Raw genomic sequence first — 22,557 nt, 5'->3', positions numbered from 1 at the left:
TTGAATTTTCTGCCTAACGTTGAGTCCCCCGATCATGCCTTCTCTAGTAGTCACCGATGATTTTTGTCTATTTCTGGGTTAACGTCCAAACCCCATCCCAGTCCTCAGTTGGGGGATTGTTCACAAAATGTTGACTCCGCTCCATCTGCAATCTTGCTGCTTTGTCAGTAAAATCAATTTCCTCAACGATGAAGGCAAACTCATTCCAGGCTTGACGAAACTTGCGTTGCAGGTAATATTGGCGACCTTTATGGTAACGCTCGATGGCGTCTTCTTTCTCGCTAGGAATGGGGTCAGACTGGAGTCCCACGACTTCATAAATTGACACGGGTTGAGTCTTGCCCTTGACGATAATCTTGTCGAGTTCGCGCACCCTCAGCCCACCTTTAAGTGCATTGAGCGTTTGACTACAAAGCTCAAGGGTCTTTTCACTAATAACGATGTCGCAGCCGTATTGCTTACTGGCTCCTTCTAGGCGAGAACTCAAGTTGACATCATCGCCGATCGCTGTAAACTCCATGCGCTTACTAGAGCCAATGTTGCCACTAATCACCGTACCGGAGTTGATCCCAATCCCGATACGGATGGCGGGTTTATGATCCTGGCGACGAGATAGATTAAATTCTTCTAGGCGTTGGCGCATGTCTAATGCCGTTTGCACGGATCTCCAGGCATGGTCTTTCAAGGGCAGGGGTGAGCCAAACACCGCCATAATCGCATCGCCAATGTATTTATCGAGGGTGCCTTTGTGAGCAAACACCGCTTCAACCATTGACTCAAAATATTCATTGAGCATACGCACCACTTCTTCGGCTTCTAGTTGCTCTGTCAAGGTGGTGTAGCCCCGAATATCGGAAAATAGAATTGAAACTTCTTTGCGATCGCCTCCGAGTTTGGTATCCCCCAGTCTCAGTAACTCTTCTGCTAACTCCTGGGTCATGTAGCGATACATCGTACTCTTGAGACGTTTCTCATCGCTGATATCGTCCATGACGACCAATACGCCATAGACATTGCTCGCATCCGATGCATCGGCAATGGAGTTGACCGACAAATTTACACTATGCTGCTCAACGCCCACCGCCGAGAGTAAGGTTTGGTCGGGATAGTACTGCTGACGAGCTTTATCATCAACCGCTTCTAAAGCATCGTTTAACCACCGGGAGAAGTCACCTTCTTTAATCTTGACTAGCTCGCTAATCATTTCTCCCTCTAAGGAAGCCCCCGCTTTTAACCCCACCAACTGTTTCGCCTTTTCATTAGCGGCAATCACTTTCCCGGTGTTGTCAATCGAGATGACGCCATTACTCAAGCTCCGCAGCATATCGCGTTGCATTTGCTCTTGTTGTTTCACTGTGGCAAACAGTTGAGCATTTTGCAGCGCAACACCCGCTTGGATATTAAACGCCTGCATAAACTCTTGGTCGTTGCGATTAAAACTCGCATTCCAGCACTCCGGTGCCTTCGGCCAATCTTTGGGATTGTATTCGGGAAAATCTCCTTGTTTTTTCTTATTAATTAATTGGGTTACTCCAATTAACTCCCCATCTCCATTGAAGACGGGCATACACAACATGCTACAGGTACGATAGTGGGTCTTTTGATCGGTTTCTTTGGAGGTTTCCGAATTGGGATGGTTGTACAAATCAAAGGGGATAATCAGCGGTTCCCCGGTTGTCGCCACCTGACCTGCGAAGCCTGCATCCATAGGAATCCGAAATTCCTTCATCTCTCCCGCGATCGGAATCTTAGTCCACAACTGACCTGAGGCACTGTCTAGCAGCCATAGCGTACTGCGGTCTGCATTCATCAGTTGCTGTGCTTCATCCATCACCTTTTTCAAGGTGTCTTCCAAATCCAATCCCGCTTGACTCAAGGAGCGAGTCGCAGACATCAGAGCACTCGCCGCTCGCTGTCTTTGAGTGGCTTTATAAAAAGAGCGCGACGACTCTAGAATCAGGCGAATAGAAGGGGCAAACTCTTCAAATAGCTGGCGGTCTACTTCGGTAAAGCCGTTTTGATCAATCTTTTCCCCTAAGGGAAATTCGGGGTCGTGAGGAGATTTGAGTTTGTTAATTAATTGGACAACTGCTACTAATTCCTGGCTGTCATTTAACAGAGGTAGCGCCAGCATTGTGTAGGTGCGATACCCATTTTTTTTATCAAATTCTTTGGCGGCAAATGAGCGCGGATCATCATAGAAATCGTAGTCAATATGTATCGCGTCTTTGCTTGCTGCGACTTCTCCGGCAATTCCTTTACCAACAGGAATCCGAATCTCTAAGGGAGCGCCGTCGTTGCCTTTGGCAACAATTGACCATAGCTCGTTTTTTTCTTCATCTAGTAAATAGATGGTTGTGCGGTCAGCTCCTAGCAATTCCCCAGTTTTGAGGGTGATGGAACGCAGCATCTCATCTAAGATCGCATCAAACCCCTGACTTTCAAGGACATTGTCTAGGATTGATAGGGTTTGATTGACAACTTTGAGCTTGCCTTCTACATCTGAGACTACTCGTCTGAAGGTGTCTTTTGTCAGGGGTGCTAAAAAGGCAGAAAAAGTGCCCTTCGTCGTTGTTAAGGCACCGCCAGTTGAGGAATTTGGTTGAGGCACGCTTGTAGTTTCAGTTTCAACGACGACATCAATTGTCGTTTCACGATGATCGAAGGCAGAACGTTTTGGAGATGCAGCTGTCATATCTCATTCTCTGAGGATGGGGATGGGATTACGTTCTTTGCTCTCCTAAACATCTTACAAATTTAACGATGATTTGTTGTGCCTAGTGAGCAAATGCCACTGTTGTTCTCAGTTTACTCGTTGGACTTAGCCCGACACTACCTTAACAAAGTCTTGAAGGGCTGCAAACGCGTTAAATGCTGGGAGTGGGGAGGCAGGGGAAAGGGTTTTCCCGAACATCCCCTAGATTCTAGTTTTGACGCTGATTTGCGGCTTGGGTGAGGAGCGATTCCGCAAAGGCGATCGCTTCTGTGGCAGAGTGTCCCCCCGCTAGTTGGGCGATTTCTTCTCGACGAGTCAGATGCGTGTCTAAGAGTCTTACTCGGACGACTGTCCGGGTTTCAAGCAGTGGTGAATCGATTGCTAAGGTTTCTGTTTCTTGCTGGGTGGGGCTTTGTCCGTCCCATCGGGTGAGGCGGTCGGGATTTATTGGCTCCTGTGGGTCAGTTTTGTCGTTGCCTTTGGTAGGGCTTTTTGTGGTTGTGGGTACGGGAATTTGGTCGATCACTTGTTTATCAACGCGGAAGTGTCGGTCTGCCATGGCGGCAATCAACGGCTGGTGAGTGACGCACAAGACTTGGTGTTGGAAACTCAGGTGATGGAGTTTTAGGGCGATCGCCTGGGCAACTCGTCCAGAAACTCCTACATCAATTTCATCAAAGATCAGGGTTCCCAATGTATCGGTGGCATTGGAAAAAGAGGCTTTGAGGGCAAGTAGAAATCGGCTCATTTCCCCGCCCGATGCGGTGGCAGCAAGGGGTTGCAAGGGTTCGCCAGGGTTGGGACTAAAGTAAAAGGTGACTTGATCGGCTCCTGTCGCTGTGGGCTGAATCGGGGTAATTTGCACCTGAAACTGCACCTTTTCCATGGCTAGGGGTTTGAGTTCCCCAACGAGATGCGATTCTAGTTTTGCTGCCGCCTGTTGCCGCAATGTCGTCAGTTCCTGACAGGTTTTTGTCAAGGTTTCTAGACAAACTTGGTATTGTTTTTCCAAATCCTCCAAGGATTCACCCGCACCTTGCAGTTGGGCTAGTTCTGCTTGCACTTGTTGGTAATAGGCGATCGCTTCGGCTAAGGTTGGCCCATATTTGCGACAAATTTGCTTAAGGGCAACAATGCGCTCCTCCACTTCTTGCAACCGTTCGGGATCGGTTTCCAAGCCATCGCCGTAGGTATTAATTTGATGACTGGCTTCTACCACCTGGGCAAGGGCGGCATTTACCAAGTCTAGTAAGGGCTGCAACTGATCGTCATAGCGCACCATATCGCTTAAGGTGGCTTCCGCATCTCCTAACAAGTCAGCACAGGCGGTACCACCCTGATCATTTTGGTAAAGTCCCTGATAGACCTTGTAGGAAAGTTGCTGTAAATCTACAACGTGGCTGAGGCGCTGGCGTTCGTGTTCTAGTTGTTCTAACTCGTCGGCATCGGTGAGCTGGATGGTTCCGAGTTCCTTGGCTTGATACTCTAGTAAATCCAGCCGTTGCCAGCGTTGTTTCTCGGACTGACGTCGCTTCTCTAGGGTGTTGAGGGCTTCTTGGCTGGTGAGATAAGCGGCGGCGACCTGTTCTCGCTGCTGGAGTGTGGCAGTGCCCCCGTAGAGGTCGATCAGACCGCGTTGGAGGGCGGGAGCCATGAGTTGCACCGTTTGACCTTGGGCGGTGATTTCTACTAAGCGATCGCGCAATTGCTCCAGCAGTTGCCGATTGACTAAGACGCCATTGACACGGGATCGCGATCGCAAACTGCTTTGTCCAATTGCCAACTCGCGACTGCAAACCACTGATTCTTCATCTAGCCGTTCAATTTCCTGTTCGCTCAACCACGCCAGCAATGCCGGATCGCCACGAAATGTCGCTTCCACCATTGCCCGTTGGCTACCCGTGCGAATAAACCGCGAGCTGGCTTTTCCACCTAAGACAACATCAATTGCGTCCAAGATAATCGACTTACCTGCACCAGTTTCGCCAGTCAAAACGTTCAATCCGGCACCGAAGTCTAGTTCCAACTGGTCAATTAACGCAAAATTATTAATTCGTAGAGAGAGAAGCATGGAATAAAATTCACGACTGAGGGAAGAGGCAAGAATTGTTTGACTCAGTGAATACTTTTAAAGGATGAGTGTTGATGATATCAGCACCCAATGCGATCGCGTCCGACTATCCCAACTAAGTGTAGTTTTAGTAGCCAATTGCCAGCACACCCTAATTTTTACAGTTGAGGGCGATTTATGGCATCAACAAGGCACGCACCCGCCGGAATTGGAAGTAGTGCCAATCTGAGTTGACGTTACAATATGTTACAGAGTCGCCCTCGTCGAACCTTACATTTATGAATCCCAAAACCGTTTCTCAAAATTCTCATCGGTCAGACTCATCAGTTATTGTCACGGAGCCGATTACACCCGTGCCAGCCGAGTCAGTAGCCGAGCTGTATGAGTTAGATTCAATGCCGCTCCCAGCAGCACCCCCTAAGGCAGCTACCGTTGCTGAGCCAGCCGCATTGCGCTACGACCCTGTAGAGATCGAAGCCTACTATCGGCGGCGTCCCTTTGAGGTTTTGGCTCGATTAATCAAGATTATCTCGCGATTTCTCTGGTTTGTCGTGGGTATACGGTGGGACAAATTCACAAATCGAGACATTCAAAATAGGCGACGACGAGCGATTCAATTGCGGGAGCTGTTGACCAACCTCGGCCCGGCATATATTAAGGTGGGGCAGGCGCTCTCAACCCGACCTGACTTAGTACCCAGCGCTTACTTAGAAGAACTTGCCCTACTACAAGACCAGTTACCCCCGTTTCCCAACGAACTGGCGTATCAATTTATTGAAGAAGAATTAGGCGATCGCCCGGATCGGATTTACGCGGAACTCACTCCCCAACCTGTGGCGGCTGCCTCTTTGGGACAAGTTTACAAAGGCAAACTGAAAACAGGCGAAACCGTCGCGGTGAAGGTACAACGACCAGGATTAGCCGGACGAATTGCCCTCGATATTTATATCCTGCGGCGCTTGTCGCAGTGGACGCAAAATAACCTCAAGCAGGTGCGAAGCGATTTAGTGGCGATCATGGACGAATTTGGCAGTCGCATCTTTGAAGAGATGGACTACCAGCATGAGGGACAAAACGCCGAGCGTTTCGCCGAGCTTTACGGGCACTTGCAAGATGTCCACGTTCCCCGCATTTACTGGGACTATTCTGGGCGTCGCGTTCTCACCATGGAATGGGTGGCGGGGACAAAACTCACTAACATGGAAGCCATCAAAGAGCAAAACATTGATGCACGGCACCTGATTAATGTAGGGGTGCAATGTTCCCTGCGGCAGTTGTTGGAACATGGCTTCTTCCACGCCGATCCCCATCCGGGTAACTTGCTAGCGACAACGGACGGCAAGCTGGCTTATATCGACTTTGGCATGATGAGCGAAGTCAAGCCCTATCAACGCTACGGATTGATTGAGGCAGTGGTTCACTTAGTAAATCGTGACTTCGCCGGTTTAGCCCGTGACTATATAAATCTAGATTTTCTCACCCCAGACACTGACCTCACCCCAATTATTCCTGCCCTAGGCAATGTGTTTAACGATGCTTTGGGTGCCAGTGTGGCGGAACTGAACTTTAAAAGCATTACTGACCAGCTATCAGAGTTGATGTACGAGTATCCCTTCCGGGTACCTGCTTACTATGCGCTGATTATTCGCTCCCTCGTGACCTTGGAAGGGATTGCCATCAATGTTGACCCCGAGTTCAAAGTACTGAGTAAGGCTTATCCTTATGTCGCTAAGCGACTCTTAACTGACGATTCTCCCCGACTCCGGGCTTCTCTGAGGGACTTACTCTTCCGGGAGGGGCAATTTCGCTGGAATCGCTTGGAGAACCTCCTCCGCAATGCTTCCAGCGGTCAGGATTTTGACCTCAATCAGACTCTCAATCAAACGTTGGATTTTCTGTTTTCTGAACGCGGTACTTTCATCCGCGAACCCTTAATCGATGAAATTGTCAAAGCCATTGATCTGCTGGGGCGTCGTACCTTGCACAATGTCTCCTATTCCTTGCGGGAACGCGTAGGATTGGCGGTTAACGAGACACCCAATAGAACGCCAGAAACAGCGCAGACAGCAGAGCATATTCAACGAATTTGGGAAATCCTTAAAGACACTCCTGGCTTCGATCCTATGCAGTTGGTGCCAATTATTCCCCAGTTACTACTCAAGCCGGAAACACAACGCATGGGACAAAAGATTGCTAACGGTTTAGCCCAAAAGGCGATCGCCCGCCTAATCCGTGAAACCCTCCTCAAGGATGCCCCCCCAGAGGTGCCGCAGAATCGTTACAGAAAAACCGGGACATCACCTAGGTTAGTGTTGCCACCTGCGGCGGCAATTCAGTAGTAGGAGATGGGCTGAAAAGTGAAAGCCCATCACTAGTCTCTCCCCTTTTTTTGATGGGGGAGAGTAGAAAATATCTGATGGGATTCAGAGCCATTTGGGCGTCGAAGTACTAAACCTCTGGTACAGGGTTGCACTCAAAAATCAACATCAGCAATTATTGATAAGAATTTAGTTCAGCTACTATGTGGGGAAGATTGGAAAGAAGGTAGGCGATAAAAATTACTCTCGTGCTGCTTTGTTTGGAATCTAGGGTGGTTTGGTGCTAGCAGGACAAAAACCTTAAGTCGTGCAATGACGGATACGCTGGGCAAAATCAAAGAATTCGTTAATTATGCTCGTTATACCCTCAAAGGTGATGAAAAGGGTGAAGATCAGTTTTTCTACGAAGCCCTCTTCAAAGCTTTTGGACATAAGGGATGCAGGGAGGCGGGAGCACAGACGGAGTTTAGGGTTAAGTCACCAGGGCAGCACACAAAATTCGCAGACTTAGTATGGCGTCCACGGCTTCTACTGGAAATGAAGAGTCGTGGTGAGAAGCTTGAAAAACACCATCAACAAGTTTTTGAATATTGGGACAAGTTAATACCCCAGCCTCGATTTGTTGTCCTCTGCAACTTCGATGAATTCTGGATTTACGACACTACGCTTCAGATTGAGGAACCAGTAAATCGGGTGAAGTTGGAAGAGTTGCCGCAACGATATGCTGCTCTAAATTTTCTCTTCCCTGGAAATAGTGCTGTTGATGATGGCAAGGATAATTATTACGAGAATATTCCTTCCAGTGGTGCAGTGCAGTTGTTCGGGCGCGATCGCGAACTAGAAAGGCTGCGTCAGTTGTTGACTCCCTCTACTCACCCTATCAAGGGGACAGAACAACAGAATAAGCTGACAATTGCCGCAATTGTAGGCATGGGCGGCGTTGGCAAAACGGAACTGGCGATTCAATATGCGTGGCAACATTTACAGAGTTTGGGTGATGGTGCAGGTGGTGTTTGCTGGGTTGATGCCAGAGATGGCGATGTTGGGATTCAACTGGTTAATTTTGCGCGTAGCCTCTTAAACCTGAACCCGCCGGAGGATTGGGATTTACCAACTCAACTGAAGTACTGCTGGCGAAATTGGCAACCGGGAGACTGGCTGATTGTTATCGATGATGTCACCAACTACAGGCAACAGGTAAATCCTTATAAGCCGCCGGAATCATCCCAGTTTAAGGTGTTGATCACAACGCGGGAAGAGTTGGGGCGACCTGTAGAACACCTAGCGCTCGATAAACTGCAACCAGAGGCAGCACTGGATTTATTAACGTCGCTAGTTGGCGTTCAACGAATTCAACAGGAATCAGATATTGCTGAACAACTCTGTCAATGGCTGGACTATTTGCCTTTGGGGTTGGAGTTGGTAGGGCGCTATCTGGAACGCGATCCGGATTTGTCGCTTAAGGCAATGCTGTCTCTACTGGAGAAAAAGCGGCTCAGGCACAGATCGGTTCTCGAAGCTGACTCGATGATGACTGCTCGACTGGGGGTAGCTGACGCCTTTGAGTTGAGTTGGGAGCGATTAGATGAAGATGCTCAATTTTTGGGCTGTTTACTCAGTTTGTTTGCCTCGGCTGATATTCCTTGGGATTTGGTGAAACTGGCTTACAGCAATATGCCCTCCTCAGAAGAAGAGGAAATTGACCTAGATATCCTGGAAGAAGCCAGAGATGAGTTAGTGTATTTCAACCTATTACAGCGTACAGGGAAGAACACGTATCGGGTACATCAGTTGATTCGAGAGTTTTTTCGAGAGAAGCGAGAACAGCCAACTCAGGTCAATGATTTTAAGGGATGGTTCGTAACAACGATAGTGGCAGAGGCAGTTCAAATTCCAAAATCGTCCACTTGGCAAGAGATTAAAGACTTCGCTCCCTTAATACCTCATGTAATAGAGGTAGCCAAAGATAGAGATTTAACAGACTTTATAATTGATGAGCTTTTAATTTGGCTCTTTATTGGTTTGGGCAGCTTCTATGAACATCAAGGTTTATATGCACAAGCAGAACCTTGGTTTGAGCAATGTCTATCTGTTTCTCAAGCTCGCTTTGGAGCGGAGCATCCCGACGTGGCAACCACCCTCAACCACCTGGCAAATGTCTATCACCTTCAAGGTCACTATAGCGAGGCTGAATCCCTGTGTAGGCAAGCTTTGGAACTCCGCAAACGTCTATATGGAGATGAGCATCTTGACATAGTAGCGAGCCTGAACAACCTAGCAAATATGTACTACGCTCAAGGTCGCTATGGCGAAGCTGAATTTCTTTGTCTGCAAGCTCTAGAGCTGGGCACACACCTAATAGGTGAGGAGCATTCCATTGTGAGTACCAGCCTGAATACTCTGGCAGTTCTATATTATTCTCAGGGTCGTTATGATGACGCTGAACCTGTATACGTAAAAGCTTTGGAACTAGGAAAACGCTTGCTGGGAGAGAATCATCCTGATCTGGTTCTAAATATTACTAATCTGGGTACACTTTATGAATCTCAAGGTCGCTATGTTGAAGCTGAATCTCTGTATGGACAAGCTTTAGAACTGAACAAACGCTTCCTAGGTGAAAACCATCCTAATTTAGCTCAAAGTTTGAACTGTCTAGCTAATGTGTACGAATCTCAGAAGCGCTACACTGAAGCAGAAACTCTTTACAAAAAATCCCTAGAACTCCGCATTCGCCTACTAGGTGAAAAACATCCTGATACTGCAACTAGCTTAAATAACCTAGCATATCTTTACTGCGTTCAAAACCGTTATGAGGAAGCTGAACCCTTGCATCGCAAGGCATTAGAACTTAGAAAATATTTGCTAGGAGAGAATCATCCTGATGTAGCTCAATCTCTGAAAAATATGGCAGGATTATATCTATTTCAGAGCCGCTACAGCGAAGCTGAATCCCTATTGGTGCAAGCTTTAAAAATTTATCAGCCACTGTTAATGTCAGATCATCCTCATGCTGTTGATTGTCGTGAAAGTCTTGCTATGCTTCGTAGTCAAATCTTCAATTCCACAGCAACAGACTTGCCTAATTTTAAACAGAAAGCCAAGAAAGGTGGCTCTAAGAAGAAGCCCAAAGGTTTTGGTAAAGGATAAGTGCCTAAATGAAGAGGATTCAGACAAATAGCACTACAGCCGATCGCATATTCCCATCATGAGATTAGAACTACGACAACTGGTTGGTGAGGCGTTTTCCCAACTCTGGCTGGAATCTCAACAGTGGGATTTGCCTGAATGCGATCGCTCCTCCTCAGCAACGAAAAGAGCGATCGCTCATCACATAGCGTCAAATATTAAGTCTTTTTGCTCAATATTCTGTGTAAATTTTTCTAATTCCTTAGTAATTCCAAAAAGCTTATCGGCACGGCTGACGATTTCCCAAGCACGAACGCTCATGAATCCGATGCCAACAATTGCAAGAGGGATGGCAGCGTAACCAAGTAGGGCAGCAATGGGTGGAAAAATCATACAGATAGACATCAAAATGCCTGTAATTACACCACCAGCAACTCCAGCTTTTGCTGTTGCAATTGCCACCTCTCGAATTAGCTCGTCTTGAGTAATTTTACCTTCAGCTAAAGACAGCGAGTTTTCCAAAAGTGAGAATACAAGTTCAATAACTGCTGCTACCAGCGCACCTTGAATAACTGCTCCAGCCACTTGCTGCACACTAGTCTTGAAAGCTGCATCACCAAGTACTTTACGTGCTGCTGCAAGTTCTTCAGGAGTCATATCAACTCCACCACGAGCTCGGTTGATTCGGAAGTTCTCGAAGACCCCATTTGAAGCTTCCGCTCCTCCACCGTTGACGTGGGCTTTTATATGGCTCCAATCTTTATCGTTGCAAAACTCGCGAATCGCTTCATGTCCTTGAGCGCGAATTTGAGCTGGAATCGTCTCATAGACTTTAGCAGCTTCTTGAAAATTGCGAATACCTTCGCGTACTCCAGCTCGCGCAAATTTCAGTTGCAAGTTTTGAGGTAAGTTTTCAAATTTAATGTTGTAAGCAACTTTGAATGACTCTTGTACAGCAATTGTTGCAGCACCAACGACTGAGCTAGAAGCCTGTTGAGCCTCAATTATTACATTACTCGCAGCTTCTTGCGTCGTTGAGAACGCTTCTGATACTGCACTTTGAGTAGCCGACACAACTCCTGATGCTGTTTCTTGAAACGTAGAAGCTACAGATTCTATTTCTTTGATGTTAATTTTGAACATTTGCTTGTCAAACATAAAAATTATTTAGACAATTAGTAACGCTGACTAGTGACCGTACAAATCAGCTCAGATTTAATGGACGCGATCGCCTCTTACTCTTTCCTGAAACTACTATGCAATTACACTCTAGCTTTGTAGCTTTTAACATACGTTAAATCTATTGAAGGCTAGTATTTGTGAAGCAGTCAAGTACGGCAACCAGAACTTCATTAAAACTTCTAAAATATTGAATTTTGTAGGCAAATTTTCACATAAAGAGAATTGCGATCGCATCTCCCCTCTTGGGCAACGAAAAGAGCGATCGCTTCTTGTATAGGATGAGATTTTCTTTCCTTCCCCCCTCACACACTGCCATAGTCAAGTCCCAGCCGTTGGGGCATGCATTAAGTTCCTATCTGGAGCGAAACCAAAGATACTCCTAGACAACTCAGTCTCCGTCGGAAGTTTCAGATTTTATTTTTTGTATTGACATTTCATACTCATAATGACTACGCTTTAAAGAGTTACAATTACAATGCGTAACACTTAACCAACTGAGGAGCCAAATTCATGTTGCCTAATAAAGAAGGACAGAGAGTCCCCAATGTCACCTTCCGAATTCGTCATAACAATGAATGGATGGACGTGACCACAGATGACCTGTTTGCAGGTAAAACGGTGATTGTCTTCTCTTTACCCGGTGCATTTACGCCAACCTGTTCATCGACTCACCTACCGGGCTACAACGAGTTGGCTCCAGTGTTTAAAGAAAACGGAGTGGATGACATTGTCTGCATTTCCGTCAACGATACCTTTGTGATGAATGAATGGGCAAAGGCTCAAGAGGCAGAAAATCTCGCTTTGATTCCCGATGGCAATGGTAGGTTTTCTGAAGGGATGGGAATGCTGGTTGATAAAGCGGATCTAGGTTTTGGCAAGCGCTCGTGGCGCTATTCCATGCTGGTGAAGGATGGCACAATTGAAAAGATGTTCATTGAGCCAGAAGAGCCAGGCGATCCCTTCAAGGTTTCTGATGCAGAAACTATGCTCAAATACATTAACCCTGGGGCAGCAAAGCCTAAAACTATTTCTCTATTTACGAAAGAGGGTTGCCCATTCTGTGGGCGTGCTAAGGAGATGCTGAAGGAGCATGGCTTAAATTACGAAGAAATCATTGTCGGTAAGAATGCCAATATGCGCTCTTTGCGGGCGGTCAGCGGAGCAGATACAGTGCCCCAAGTCTTTGTTGATGGCAAGTTAATTGGCGGTTCTGAGAAGCTCGCAGAGTACCTAGGTGCTAGATAGATAGAGTTGGCAAGGGGGATTGCTCACCTAGATGAAAGTGGGTGAGCGATCGCATGTTGTTTAGTTCACGAAAGGGGAGCGATCGCTCCTCCTCTAACACGGGGTTTTATCCTTGCTGGAGTGGAATCTCAACTATAAATTCCGTTCCCTCTCCGGGTGCAGTTTGACAAGAAAGCTGACCCCCGTGACGCTCCACAACCACTGAATAACTGATACTCAACCCCAAGCCAGTTCCAGAACCCACAGGCTTTGTTGTAAAGAAGGGGTCAAAAATTTTCGCCAGCACCTCCGAATTCATCCCTGGGCCCTGATCAGCAATTCGGATTTGCACAGTATTATTATCTGTCAGTAAGGTGGTAATTCTAATAACTGGGGTTGCCAGGGTTTGATTATTTAGTATTGATTGTTCGTTGTCCGTTACTAGTATCTCTCTTAAAGCATCAATCGCATTAGCGATAATATTCATAAATACTTGATTGAGCTGACCGGGATAACACTCTACTTTGGGCAGGTCGCCATACTCCTTAATCACCTTAATCTCTGGAGTATTATTTCCTTTCAGTTGACCCTGCAAAATCACCAAAGTGCTATCAATTCCCTCATGAATATCTACCCGTTTCATTTGCGACTCATCAAGCCGGGAAAAATTCTTCAGAGAAACTACGGTTTGATTGATCCGTTCGGCTCCCATCTGCATGGAAGCGATGATTTTTGGTAAGTCGCCGCTGATATATTCTATTTCTATTGCCTCAGCTTCTGCTTTAATCTCTGGTACAGGATCGGGATAGTATTGCTGATACAACCTCAACAAATGAAGCAACTGTTGAGAGTATTGTTCGGCATAGTCAAGATTGCCATAAATGAAAGTAACGGGATTATTAATCTCGTGTGCCACCCCTGCTACTAACTGCCCTAAACTAGACATCTTTTCAGATTGAATAAGCTGTGCTTGAGTTTGTCGCAGTTTGCTCAAAACGAGTTCTAACTGAGTTGCTTTTTCTCGTTCTCGTGCTTCTGCCTGCCGTAATGCCTCTAAATTTGCTAGCTGAATATGCAGTTTAATTCTCGCTAGCAGTTCATTCTTGAGGATCGGTTTAACTAGATAATCATTGGCTCCACAATTAAATGCTTCTACCAAATCTGAGACTTGATTTTTGGCAGTTAGCATTAAAATTGGCAATTCATCAAGAGAGTACTGTTCGCGGATTTTTTGGCTAACTTCATACCCCGTCATCCGGGGCATCATCACATCAATTAGCATCAAGTCAGGTTTTAGTCCCTGCTCAATCATTGATAAAGCTTCCATACCACTGAACGCTTGTTCTAAATGATAGTTTTGCTCTGAAAGATAGTTAACCAACACCTGCACGTTAATCGGCTCATCATCCACAATCAAAATTGTCAGTTCACTGCTCGCCGCTGTTTTATTGGGTAGAGTGGGAAAAACTCTTGTCTGAGTTGAGGGGCTTTGGATTGCTAAGGCGAGTGTTTTTGATGGCTCTTGTAGTGTTTGTAGGGTTGGGGTTCTTGAAAAAGATGTTTTGGTAAATTCGGCATCCGCCGCTAGTGGCAAAGTAAAGGTAAATTGGGAACCAACGTTAAGGGTAGATTTGACGCCAATTGTCCCACCATGCAATTCTACTAACTGCTTGGTAATCGCTAAACCCAGTCCTGTTCCTCCATAAGCTCTACCTGTACTACCATCGACTTGTTCAAAGGATTCAAAAATGCTTTCTAGTTGCGAGGAGGGAATGCCGATTCCGGTATCAGAAACAGTAATTGCTAAATGATTTTTTTCGTCTGCTAGTGAGTGGCGATCGCTAACAATCTCAGCCGAAACTTCAACAGTTCCAGTATCGGTAAATTTAATTGCATTGCCGATCAAGTTATAAAGAATCTGTTGCACTCGGTCTTCATCCGCCGCAACAGGTGGAGTATCTGGATCAATTTTATTAACAAGCTGTAAAGGTCTCTGGTTGATTGAAGTCTGGCTGAGAGTCAGCACCATCTCTGTGGCTTCTCGCATCCCCACTGGCTTGATGTTCAGTGGTAGATTTCCATGTTTGAGTTTGGAAAAATCTAGGATGTCGTTAATCAAGTTTGACAATCGACGAGCGCTGGATACGATCATTAAAAGATTGGCGATCGCTTTCTGGGGAAGTTCGCCTGTGACACCATCAAGCAGCGACTCAGTAATGCCAATAATGCCATTGAGCGGGGTGCGGAGTTCGTGAGAAGTGTTGGCGAGAAACTCATCTTTGAGGGCTTCGATTCGCTTGCGATCGTTAATGTCAGTGAAGGCGCTGAGATACGTTTGTTCGCTATCAAATATTAGCGGACGCACAGATAGAGCGATCCATAATGGGGTGCCATCTGCCTTCTTTGTCAGTAATTCGTAATTTTGAAGAGAGCCATCTCTCGCCAACTTTTCTAGAAGCGGAGGTCTATCGGTTATCGGGTTGTAGTAAAAGTCTGGAGTCTTGCGACCAACTAACTCCTCAACAGATAAGCCCATAGTAGAGCCATAGGCTGGATTTGCATACACAATTGAGCCATCAGATACGCGGCTGATCATTACTGGGAGAGGAGAAGTTTCGGCGATCGCGCGAAAGCGTTCTTCACTCTCGTGCAATCGCGCTTGAGCTTTTTTGCGAGTACTAACTTCTTGTAAAAGTTCTGTATTTAAGCTTGTTAGATTTTCATAAAGTTTGGCATTTTCTAAAGAAATAGCAATTTGAGACGATAAGAGTTCCAAAACTTTTAGTCGATCTTGGGTAAAAGCATTGGGAGTCAAATTATTTTCAAGATAGAGCAGACCAATTAGCTGTTCTTGTTTAATAATTGGAGTACATAAAACCGATTTAGGTAGGTATTGTAAAATATAGGGATCAAAACGGAAGTGGTCTTCCTCCACTGCATTCCCTAAAACTAAAGGAATCCGTGTTCTTTTTACATAGTTAATAATGGCAGAAGAAATCTTTTGACTTTGCTTTACCTTCGGGAAAGGTTGAATTTTTATCTCATCCTGCTCAACAGTTCCCTCAACGGCAATGACTAAATTGTCAGATTCTTCTATAAGCAGAAAGCCTTTTTGAGCGCCAGCATTCTCAATCACAATCTGCATTAGTTTTTGCAGCAGTTTATCTAAAACTATTTCACCCGCTAGGGCTTGATTGGCTTTGACTACTGTTGTGACATCCAAGACGTCTGAGTTGCTAACGGAGGTGCTACCAATCGTTTCAGCCTCAGTTGTCTCTTGGCTCAAGGTGCTGGAAACAAGCTGGGGATATTTTTCCTCTAAGGCTTTGACTTTAGCGATCGCCCCCCACTTTGTGTAACCGTACTGGGCTTCTGTAAAGTAGGCTTTGGCGATTAAATCAAATCCTTCGGCTAAGTAAAATTTAGCGGCTAGTTCATTGGCGATCGCTTCTTTTTGAATATACTTATTTTCCCTCGCCGATTTGATCGCTTGTTCGTATAATTGCATCGCCTCTTGCTTTTGCCCGGAAATTCTCGCCATCTCCGCTGTTACCAATAAATATTTATGCTGAAAGTTTTCAGCACAGTTATCAGTCCAAATTTTTAGCTGTTCTTTATTTTGGGTTAAGGTTTCCCAATATTCTGCTTTTTTTTCAACACTAGCATTCTCAAAAACAGCCGTTAAAATAACCGAATAGTAAAAATAATGCTCTACTAATTGCGCTTGTCCCAGTGAAACCGATTTTATCTGCTCTGAGGCAATTGCCATTTCCAGAGCGGCATTATAATCTTCAAATAAATATAAAATTTTGGCTTTAGTAACGTAGTACCAGTGAAGAGCATTTTTGTTGCTACTTCTTTCTAACTCCGTCACAAACTGGCTTTCAGAAAAATCATCATCACTCAGACTAAAACAATCTTTAGTTTTTCCTTTTAGGTTTAAAACTAATCGTTGAGTGACTATATAATAATAGGTTTGATCTTTATATTTATTTTGATTAGCAAATGTCAGATATTGCGAAGCCTTTTTATAAACTTCATCTAGTGGAGTTCCTAAAATTAGCAACTGTCTAATAATGACACCCAGGCAAAAAGTAGCATAGACTAAATCACCACATTCTAGCCCCAGCTGATAGCCCTCTCGTAAAATTTCGATGCCGGTTTTTAGGTGTTTACGCCAATAATTAATAAAGCCACCAAATACTAAATTTATCTTGCTTTTTAAACTAACGTTATTAAATTTCTCATTAAGGGCTACAGCTAATCTACCCAGCTCATAAGCAGATTCAAACTCACCTAATCTTGCGCCCCAAATTATCCCTAGAGTCACATAACCAAAAGAAGAAACTCTTGAATTTCCATACTCCAAGGAAATCAGAGCCATCTTCAACACGATTAGAAAGAATAAGCTCGGATTAAAAAAATAGGCAGGTGCGCTCAACTCACCTAAAAGCTTTATTATTACAATCTTGTCCGGTTCAGACATTTCTGGCAACTGGATTAATGTCTCAATCTTCCTGTTATCCAGTTTTGCTTTTACCTGTCCAATTTCTAACTGGGTTGCCATTTGAATTTCTGCGACGTCTTCTGGTAAATAAATACCAAAAAAACCTAAACCTTTCTTTCCTTGTGCAATTGCTTCTCTGTAGTTCCCCTTCGTTGTGTACAATTGCATTCTTATACAGTAAACCTTCGCCTTGTCTTGATTACTTTTAGCACAAAGTAAGATTTTAGAAAATAAGCGATCTGCTTCATCGAAATTGGCAGCCAAATACTCGCACTCAGCAAGTTCAACATGCAAATTAAAGGTTAAATCATAGTGATTTTTCCAGCTATTTTCTGCTAATAATTGCCAAGCAGCTCTGAAGTAGTTTAAAGCGGATTCATAAGCGCTTGAGGATTTAGCTTTATTTCCCGCTATGAAATTTAAATTAGCAATTTTATATTTTTCGTCTCGATCAATAATCAGAGAGATGCCAAAATTTATATGATTAACAATATTAAAAACATTGTCTTCCAAATTATCAATATTAATTTTGCCTAAGAGCCTTTGTCCAATCTGAAGATGGATTTTTTGCTTGTTTGATTCTGGAATTAAAGAATAAGCCGCTTGTTGAATACGGTCATGAAGAAATTTATAAATGATTGTAAAATCATTAAAGTCTAGATTTTGATTACCAATATAAATCAAATCGTAAGAATCTTTAAGAGGAATAATCAATCCCTCTTGAATAGCCTCCCAAAGGGCATTAACAGTTTCACCTTCCGTTTTTTGAAAAGTAGCTGCAAGGCTTTGTACATCAAATGAGCTACCGATACAAGCGGCAAACTTCAAAACGGTTTGTGTCTCTAGTGAGAATTTTTGAATTTTGCCGACCATTAATTCGACAACATTATCTGTAATTTGTCTATCTTGAATTTGAGCTAAATCCCATTTCCACTCTCCCGGTACTCCCTCATCTTTAAGAGCTGCAAAATCAAAATATAAAAGTTCTTCGTCATAAAGCGACTGCAAAAACTGAGTTAAGAAAAAAGGATTTCCTTTTGTTTTATCTAAAACCAACTCAGCCAGGGGCATCGCTTTTTCCTGGTCACATTTCAGGGTGTCAGCGATCAGACAATTGATGTCCTCAATTGTCAAGGGATCTAAAACAATATTATTAAATATGCAGTTAGTTTTTTTAATTTCTTCTAAAATTAAAGTTAAAGGATGAGCCGCACTTACTTCATTTTTACGATAAGTCCCAATCATTAATAAATAATGTCGTTCTGAGTCTGTCATCAACAGCTCAATTAATTTCAGTGAGGCAGAGTCTGCCCATTGTAAATCGTCTAAAAATAGAATGAAGGGATGTTCTTTCGTGGTAAAAACGTTAATAAATTTTTGAAAGACTAAATTAAATCGGTTCTGTGATTCTGTTATTCCCAGTTCTGGTACAGGTTGTTGTTTGCCGATTATTAATTCAATTTCAGGAATAACATTGACAATTATCTGGGCGTTCGTGCCAAGAGCTTCTAATAGCTGGGCTTTTTTGGTCGCGATTTGTTTTTCGCTTTCTGTGAGGAGTTGTTGTACTAATTCTCGAAAAGCTTGGATCAGCGAATTGTAAGGAATATTGCGCTTAAGATGCTCAAACTTCCCCCAGATAAAGTAACTGTTTTTTCTGACAGCAGGCTTTTGAATTTCATTTACCAAAGCCGACTTGCCAATCCCGGAAAAACCAGAAACTAGCACCATTTCGGTTGAGCCAAGGCTAACTCGTTCAACAGCAGCGATTAGAGAGTTAACGGCGGCGTCTCGCCCATAAAGTTTTTGCGGAATCTGAAATTTGTCAGAGATATCTTGTCTAGCCAGGGAAAAGCTTTCAACCTTTCCCGTTGTTTGTAATTGGGTAAAACAGGCTTCTAGGTCAGCTTTGATCCCAAAAGCACTCTGATAGCGGTCTTCTGCATTTTTTGCCAGTAGTTTTGTGACAATGTCAGATACCACCTGCGGAACTGGAATTAAATTCTGGAGGGGTATGGGTTGTTTAGCAATATGACAGTGAACCAATTCCATCGGATCGTTAGACTGAAATGGCACTTCTCCGGTGAGCATTTCGTAGAAGGTGATACCGAGGGAATAAAAGTCGGTGCGGTAGTCGATTGCTCGATTCATTCGCCCCGTTTGCTCTGGTGACATATAGGCAAGGGTGCCTTGAAGGAAGTTAGGATTGCGGATAATGGGGTTTTCTCTTGATAAACGAGAGGCGATGCTAAAGTCGGTAACTTTTACTAATCCCTCTGAGTTGATAATGATGTTTTTGGGCTTAATGTCTTTATGAATAATATTATTTTGGTGAATTTGCCCCAGGGTTTCAGTAATCTGGAGTGCAAGTCGCAAAAATTCTTCTAGGGGGATAGGCTGATTTTTCAGAATATAGTTAAGGGACTCACCACCAATATCTTCTATGATTAGAGCTAAAGAGTTTTGATAATTTATTAGGTCTAATACTTTGATAATTCCAGGAATATCTAAGTTTTTAACCAGTTCATATTGCTGTTGAAATTTGGCAAGTTCCGTTAAGCCTGGATACTCGTTCCGAAGCGTTTTAATAATGACAGATTTTTGAGTTTGATTATCGTATCCTCGATAAACAGTAGTATGAATAGATTCGTTGATTTTGGCTACAAGTGTGTAGCCAGGAATAGTAAATACCATGGTTGATTTGAACAGAAAAAAGTACGGTTTTTATAAATTAATGAATGTCATGATAGGTTGACTGATTAGCATACCCAATTTTTACGGGTGAGGGGAAGATTCCAGGTTCTATCGGCTCGGCGTCGATGTAAGACTTGGTAGATACCCATTTGGTTCTGTTCAAAAGCAAGAGCGCAACCAATAAAATAAATCTGCCAAATTCGCACTCTTCGTTCTCCGATCAGTGCTATAGCCTGCTCCAGATTTTCATTGAGATTGTCCGCCCAGCACCGTAATGTTTTACCGTAGTGAACTCGCCACGCATCCACATCGACAATTTCAAATCCTTCTTCTTCTGCGCCTTGCAAGATCGTAAATAGCCGCGAGGCTTCTACATCTGGAAAGATGTAACGCTGAATAAAGCGCTCGTTCAGGGTTGAACCGTTCCAGGCTTCTGAGGCGGTAATGCCGTGGTTGAGAAACAGCCCTTCAGGTTTCAGTGCTGATAAAGCTCGTTGAAAATATATAGGATAATTTTTCACCCCAACGTGCTCAACCATACCGATTGAGACAATTTTGTCAAAGGTTGGTTTTTGGGGGATGTCTCGATAGTCTAAAAGCTGGACAGTTAGTTGTTGCTCTAAACCTTTGGATGCAATGAGTTGTTGATTAAAAGCAAGCTGTTCTTTGCTGAGGGTAATACCGTGAGCTTTGACGCCGTAATGGGTTGCAGCCCAGCATAATAAGCCTCCCCAACCGCAGCCAATATCTAATAAATAGTCACCGGGTTTTAATTGTAGCTTTTGGCAAATCAGGTCGAGTTTTGCCTCCTGAGCGGCTTGGAGGCTCATTTTCTCATGTTCAAAGTGAGCGCAAGAGTAGACGCAATTGGGATCGAGCCAGAGGCGGTAAAAGTCGTTCCCAATGTTGTAGTGATGCTCGATCACGGCTAAATCACGATCGCGAGTCCGAGCGGTTAGTTTTTGCCAGGGGGTTTGCGCTTGCAGGGAGAGGGGTAAACGGGGTAAGGCGATCGCTTCTAACCAGGCTTTAACAAGCAGAGAGCGTTTTAGGTGAGACAGGGAGAGCTTATCTAAGCACATCACGTCCTCGATTTCCCCGGTGAAGTCTAAAAAATTTTGCAGGTATGCTTCAGCGAGGACAAAGGGGTCTTGACTCAGAAATAGCGTTCGGATGACACCAGGATGGTGAATTCGCAACTGGATTTGGGGGAGGTCATCAAGGGTGTGATTAATCGCCAGTTGGTCTTTTCCCCAGCAATCAATGCTCAGTTTTAGGGGAAGGGGAGACAACATTTCACTCAAGACGGCTTTGATGCTGGGAGGAAGAGTGGAGTAGGACATAGTTAATCCAGTGTGCGAAACGAACCACAACAGAGACAGAGAACCCAGAATAGAGAGAATCAGCGAATTTTACAACCTTTTAGTTGCTATAAGGTTCTAAATTAACCGCCCTAGCTTCTTTTGAGTTCAATTTGTTTTTGGGTGGGAGCTTTGACATTCCAAACTAGCCCTAAACGCTCTAAAGCCATGATGCAGAGCCAACTCAGGTCAATTTCCCACCACATTAGCCCCGCTTTGGCGGAATTCGGGAAAGCATGGTGGTTGTGATGCCATCCTTCTCCGAAGCTAATCAAGGCAAGTAGCAGGCTGTTGGTACTCTGATCATCAGTAGCAAATCGGCGTTTTCCCCAAAGGTGACAAATGGAGTTGACACTGTAGGTGACTTGATGAACGAGAACAATCCGGATGATCCCCCCCCAGAGAAAGCCTCTGAGTGCTCCTTCCCAGGAATGGGTTAAGGTTCCCCCAACAATAGTAGGGATTAGCAGGGAAAGTATTACCCAGAGAAAGTAGAGGCGATCGACGGTTTGCACAACGCGATCGCTAAGGAGGTCAGAGACGTAAGGGAAGGGGGGCGTCCAATTGACTTTATTAAGCCAGCCGAGATGGACGTGCCACAGTCCTAAAATTTTTCCCCAAAATCCTTTGCCGTGCAGATTGGGAGAATGAACGTCTCCGTCTTTGTCTGCATAACGGTGATGAGCGCGATGGTGGCTCACCCAGCTGGTAACGGTTCCCTGGAAGGTCATGCAGGCAGCGATCGCCAGTAATGCCCGCAGCCATGCTCTCGTCTGAAAAGCAGCATGGCTAAACAGTCGATGATATCCCAAACCGATGCCAAAGATATTCAGGGTATACATCCCGAAAAGCAAAGCCAAGTCCAGAGGTTGAACCTGGCGTTCCCAAAAAATAATTACTCCAGCAGCGGTAATAAATACTACAACCAGCAGTGCGACAACAATGGCATTACGCAGTTGCTGCTGATCGTCGGTTTTACAATCGTTGTCAATGAAAAGTGACACTGGTATTCCTATCGTCCACTTATCGATTACTGAAAATACCGTTTCCCTCAAGCTGAAAACAGAAGTTTTGGGGAAAACTTTACTTATCTAAACGTTTATTGCTCTTACTTACATTCAACCGCAGATATTCAATTTTGATCTAAGTATCGATTAATACATTTCGTCCTGTATTCGGGACTTTTTGAGCAATAACAGCAGCTCACGCCTAGGGTTGTCGCCTGCTTTCAGATTCAGTATAGTCTGAAGCTACAGCCAGGATGAGGTATTAAGGAGGAAATTTTCTGCTCAATTTTCACTTTTAGTAAACCTTAAGCCGTAGCGAGTAAACTTTTCATCCTTTATACTTCATCCGTT

At 44.5% G+C, this 22,557-nt stretch carries 10 protein-coding genes; 4 read left to right on the top strand and 6 right to left on the bottom strand.

The annotated features are described in order from the left end of the window. Nucleotides 1-67: 67 nt before the first annotated feature. Both AC5JR3_RS20140 and recN read right to left on the bottom strand, forming a co-directional pair. Nucleotides 68-2,695, bottom strand: a complete 2,628-nt coding sequence (locus AC5JR3_RS20140; protein ID WP_495848349.1) for a GAF domain-containing protein — start codon at nucleotides 2,693-2,695, stop codon at nucleotides 68-70. A 229-nt stretch (nucleotides 2,696-2,924) separates the two neighbouring features. Then, nucleotides 2,925-4,787: a DNA repair protein RecN gene (gene recN / locus AC5JR3_RS20135; protein WP_495848348.1), complete on the bottom strand. Its 1,863-nt coding sequence runs from the start codon at nucleotides 4,785-4,787 to the stop codon at nucleotides 2,925-2,927. 64 nt (nucleotides 4,788-4,851) lie between these two features. Here recN and AC5JR3_RS20130 point away from each other — a divergent pair, with 64 nt between their 5' ends. From AC5JR3_RS20130 to AC5JR3_RS20120, 3 genes are all read left to right on the top strand, one after another. Beyond that, entirely contained in the window at nucleotides 4,852-5,016 is a 165-nt protein-coding gene (locus AC5JR3_RS20130; RefSeq protein ID WP_495848347.1) for a hypothetical protein, read from the top strand. 49 nt (nucleotides 5,017-5,065) lie between these two features. Next, complete coding sequence (locus tag AC5JR3_RS20125) at nucleotides 5,066-7,126, top strand: ABC1 kinase family protein (RefSeq protein WP_495848346.1); 2,061 nt, start codon at nucleotides 5,066-5,068, stop codon at nucleotides 7,124-7,126. Nucleotides 7,127-7,417: 291 nt separating this feature from the next. Beyond that, entirely contained in the window at nucleotides 7,418-10,252 is a 2,835-nt protein-coding gene (locus AC5JR3_RS20120; protein ID WP_495848345.1) for a tetratricopeptide repeat protein, read from the top strand. Nucleotides 10,253-10,432: 180 nt separating this feature from the next. On the opposite strand, the gene AC5JR3_RS20115 is transcribed toward AC5JR3_RS20120, so the two are convergent. Continuing rightward, nucleotides 10,433-11,389, bottom strand: coding sequence for a hypothetical protein (locus tag AC5JR3_RS20115; protein WP_495848344.1), 957 nt, complete (start codon nucleotides 11,387-11,389; stop codon nucleotides 10,433-10,435). 534 nt (nucleotides 11,390-11,923) lie between these two features. Here AC5JR3_RS20115 and AC5JR3_RS20110 point away from each other — a divergent pair. Then, nucleotides 11,924-12,658, top strand: a complete 735-nt coding sequence (locus tag AC5JR3_RS20110; RefSeq protein ID WP_495848343.1) for a glutathione peroxidase — start codon at nucleotides 11,924-11,926, stop codon at nucleotides 12,656-12,658. A 106-nt stretch (nucleotides 12,659-12,764) separates the two neighbouring features. Here the strand turns inward: AC5JR3_RS20110 and AC5JR3_RS20105 are convergent, their stop codons facing one another. From AC5JR3_RS20105 to AC5JR3_RS20095, 3 genes are all read right to left on the bottom strand, one after another. Beyond that, nucleotides 12,765-19,838 (bottom strand): ATP-binding protein, encoded by a 7,074-nt coding sequence (locus AC5JR3_RS20105; protein WP_495848342.1) that lies wholly within the window; start codon nucleotides 19,836-19,838, stop codon nucleotides 12,765-12,767. A 65-nt stretch (nucleotides 19,839-19,903) separates the two neighbouring features. Next, on the bottom strand, nucleotides 19,904-21,181 hold the full coding sequence (locus AC5JR3_RS20100; protein WP_495848341.1) for a class I SAM-dependent methyltransferase: 1,278 nt from the start codon (nucleotides 21,179-21,181) through the stop codon (nucleotides 19,904-19,906). A gap of 110 nt (nucleotides 21,182-21,291) precedes the next feature. After that, a complete protein-coding gene (locus AC5JR3_RS20095) occupies nucleotides 21,292-22,203 on the bottom strand; it encodes an acyl-CoA desaturase (protein ID WP_495848340.1) in 912 nt (303 codons plus the stop codon). Between the last annotated feature and the right edge of the window lie 354 nt (nucleotides 22,204-22,557).

Source organism: Kastovskya adunca (assembly GCF_059505785.1).
The sequence above is the reverse complement of the archived record's forward strand: the minus strand, read 5'-3'. Positions and strand labels throughout refer to the sequence as shown.

Bases quoted from the DNA above. Each gene is read 5' to 3' on its own strand.
- AC5JR3_RS20140 (WP_495848349.1), bottom strand. From the start codon at position 2,695: ATGACAGCTGCATCTCCAAAACGTTCTGCCTTCGATCATCGTGAAACG.
- recN (WP_495848348.1), bottom strand. From the start codon at position 4,787: ATGCTTCTCTCTCTACGAATTAATAATTTTGCGTTAATTGACCAGTTG.
- AC5JR3_RS20130 (WP_495848347.1), top strand. From the start codon at position 4,852: ATGAGTGTTGATGATATCAGCACCCAATGCGATCGCGTCCGACTATCC.
- AC5JR3_RS20125 (WP_495848346.1), top strand. From the start codon at position 5,066: ATGAATCCCAAAACCGTTTCTCAAAATTCTCATCGGTCAGACTCATCA.
- AC5JR3_RS20120 (WP_495848345.1), top strand. From the start codon at position 7,418: ATGACGGATACGCTGGGCAAAATCAAAGAATTCGTTAATTATGCTCGT.
- AC5JR3_RS20115 (WP_495848344.1), bottom strand. From the start codon at position 11,389: ATGTTTGACAAGCAAATGTTCAAAATTAACATCAAAGAAATAGAATCT.
- AC5JR3_RS20110 (WP_495848343.1), top strand. From the start codon at position 11,924: ATGTTGCCTAATAAAGAAGGACAGAGAGTCCCCAATGTCACCTTCCGA.
- AC5JR3_RS20105 (WP_495848342.1), bottom strand. From the start codon at position 19,838: ATGGTATTTACTATTCCTGGCTACACACTTGTAGCCAAAATCAACGAA.
- AC5JR3_RS20100 (WP_495848341.1), bottom strand. From the start codon at position 21,181: ATGTCCTACTCCACTCTTCCTCCCAGCATCAAAGCCGTCTTGAGTGAA.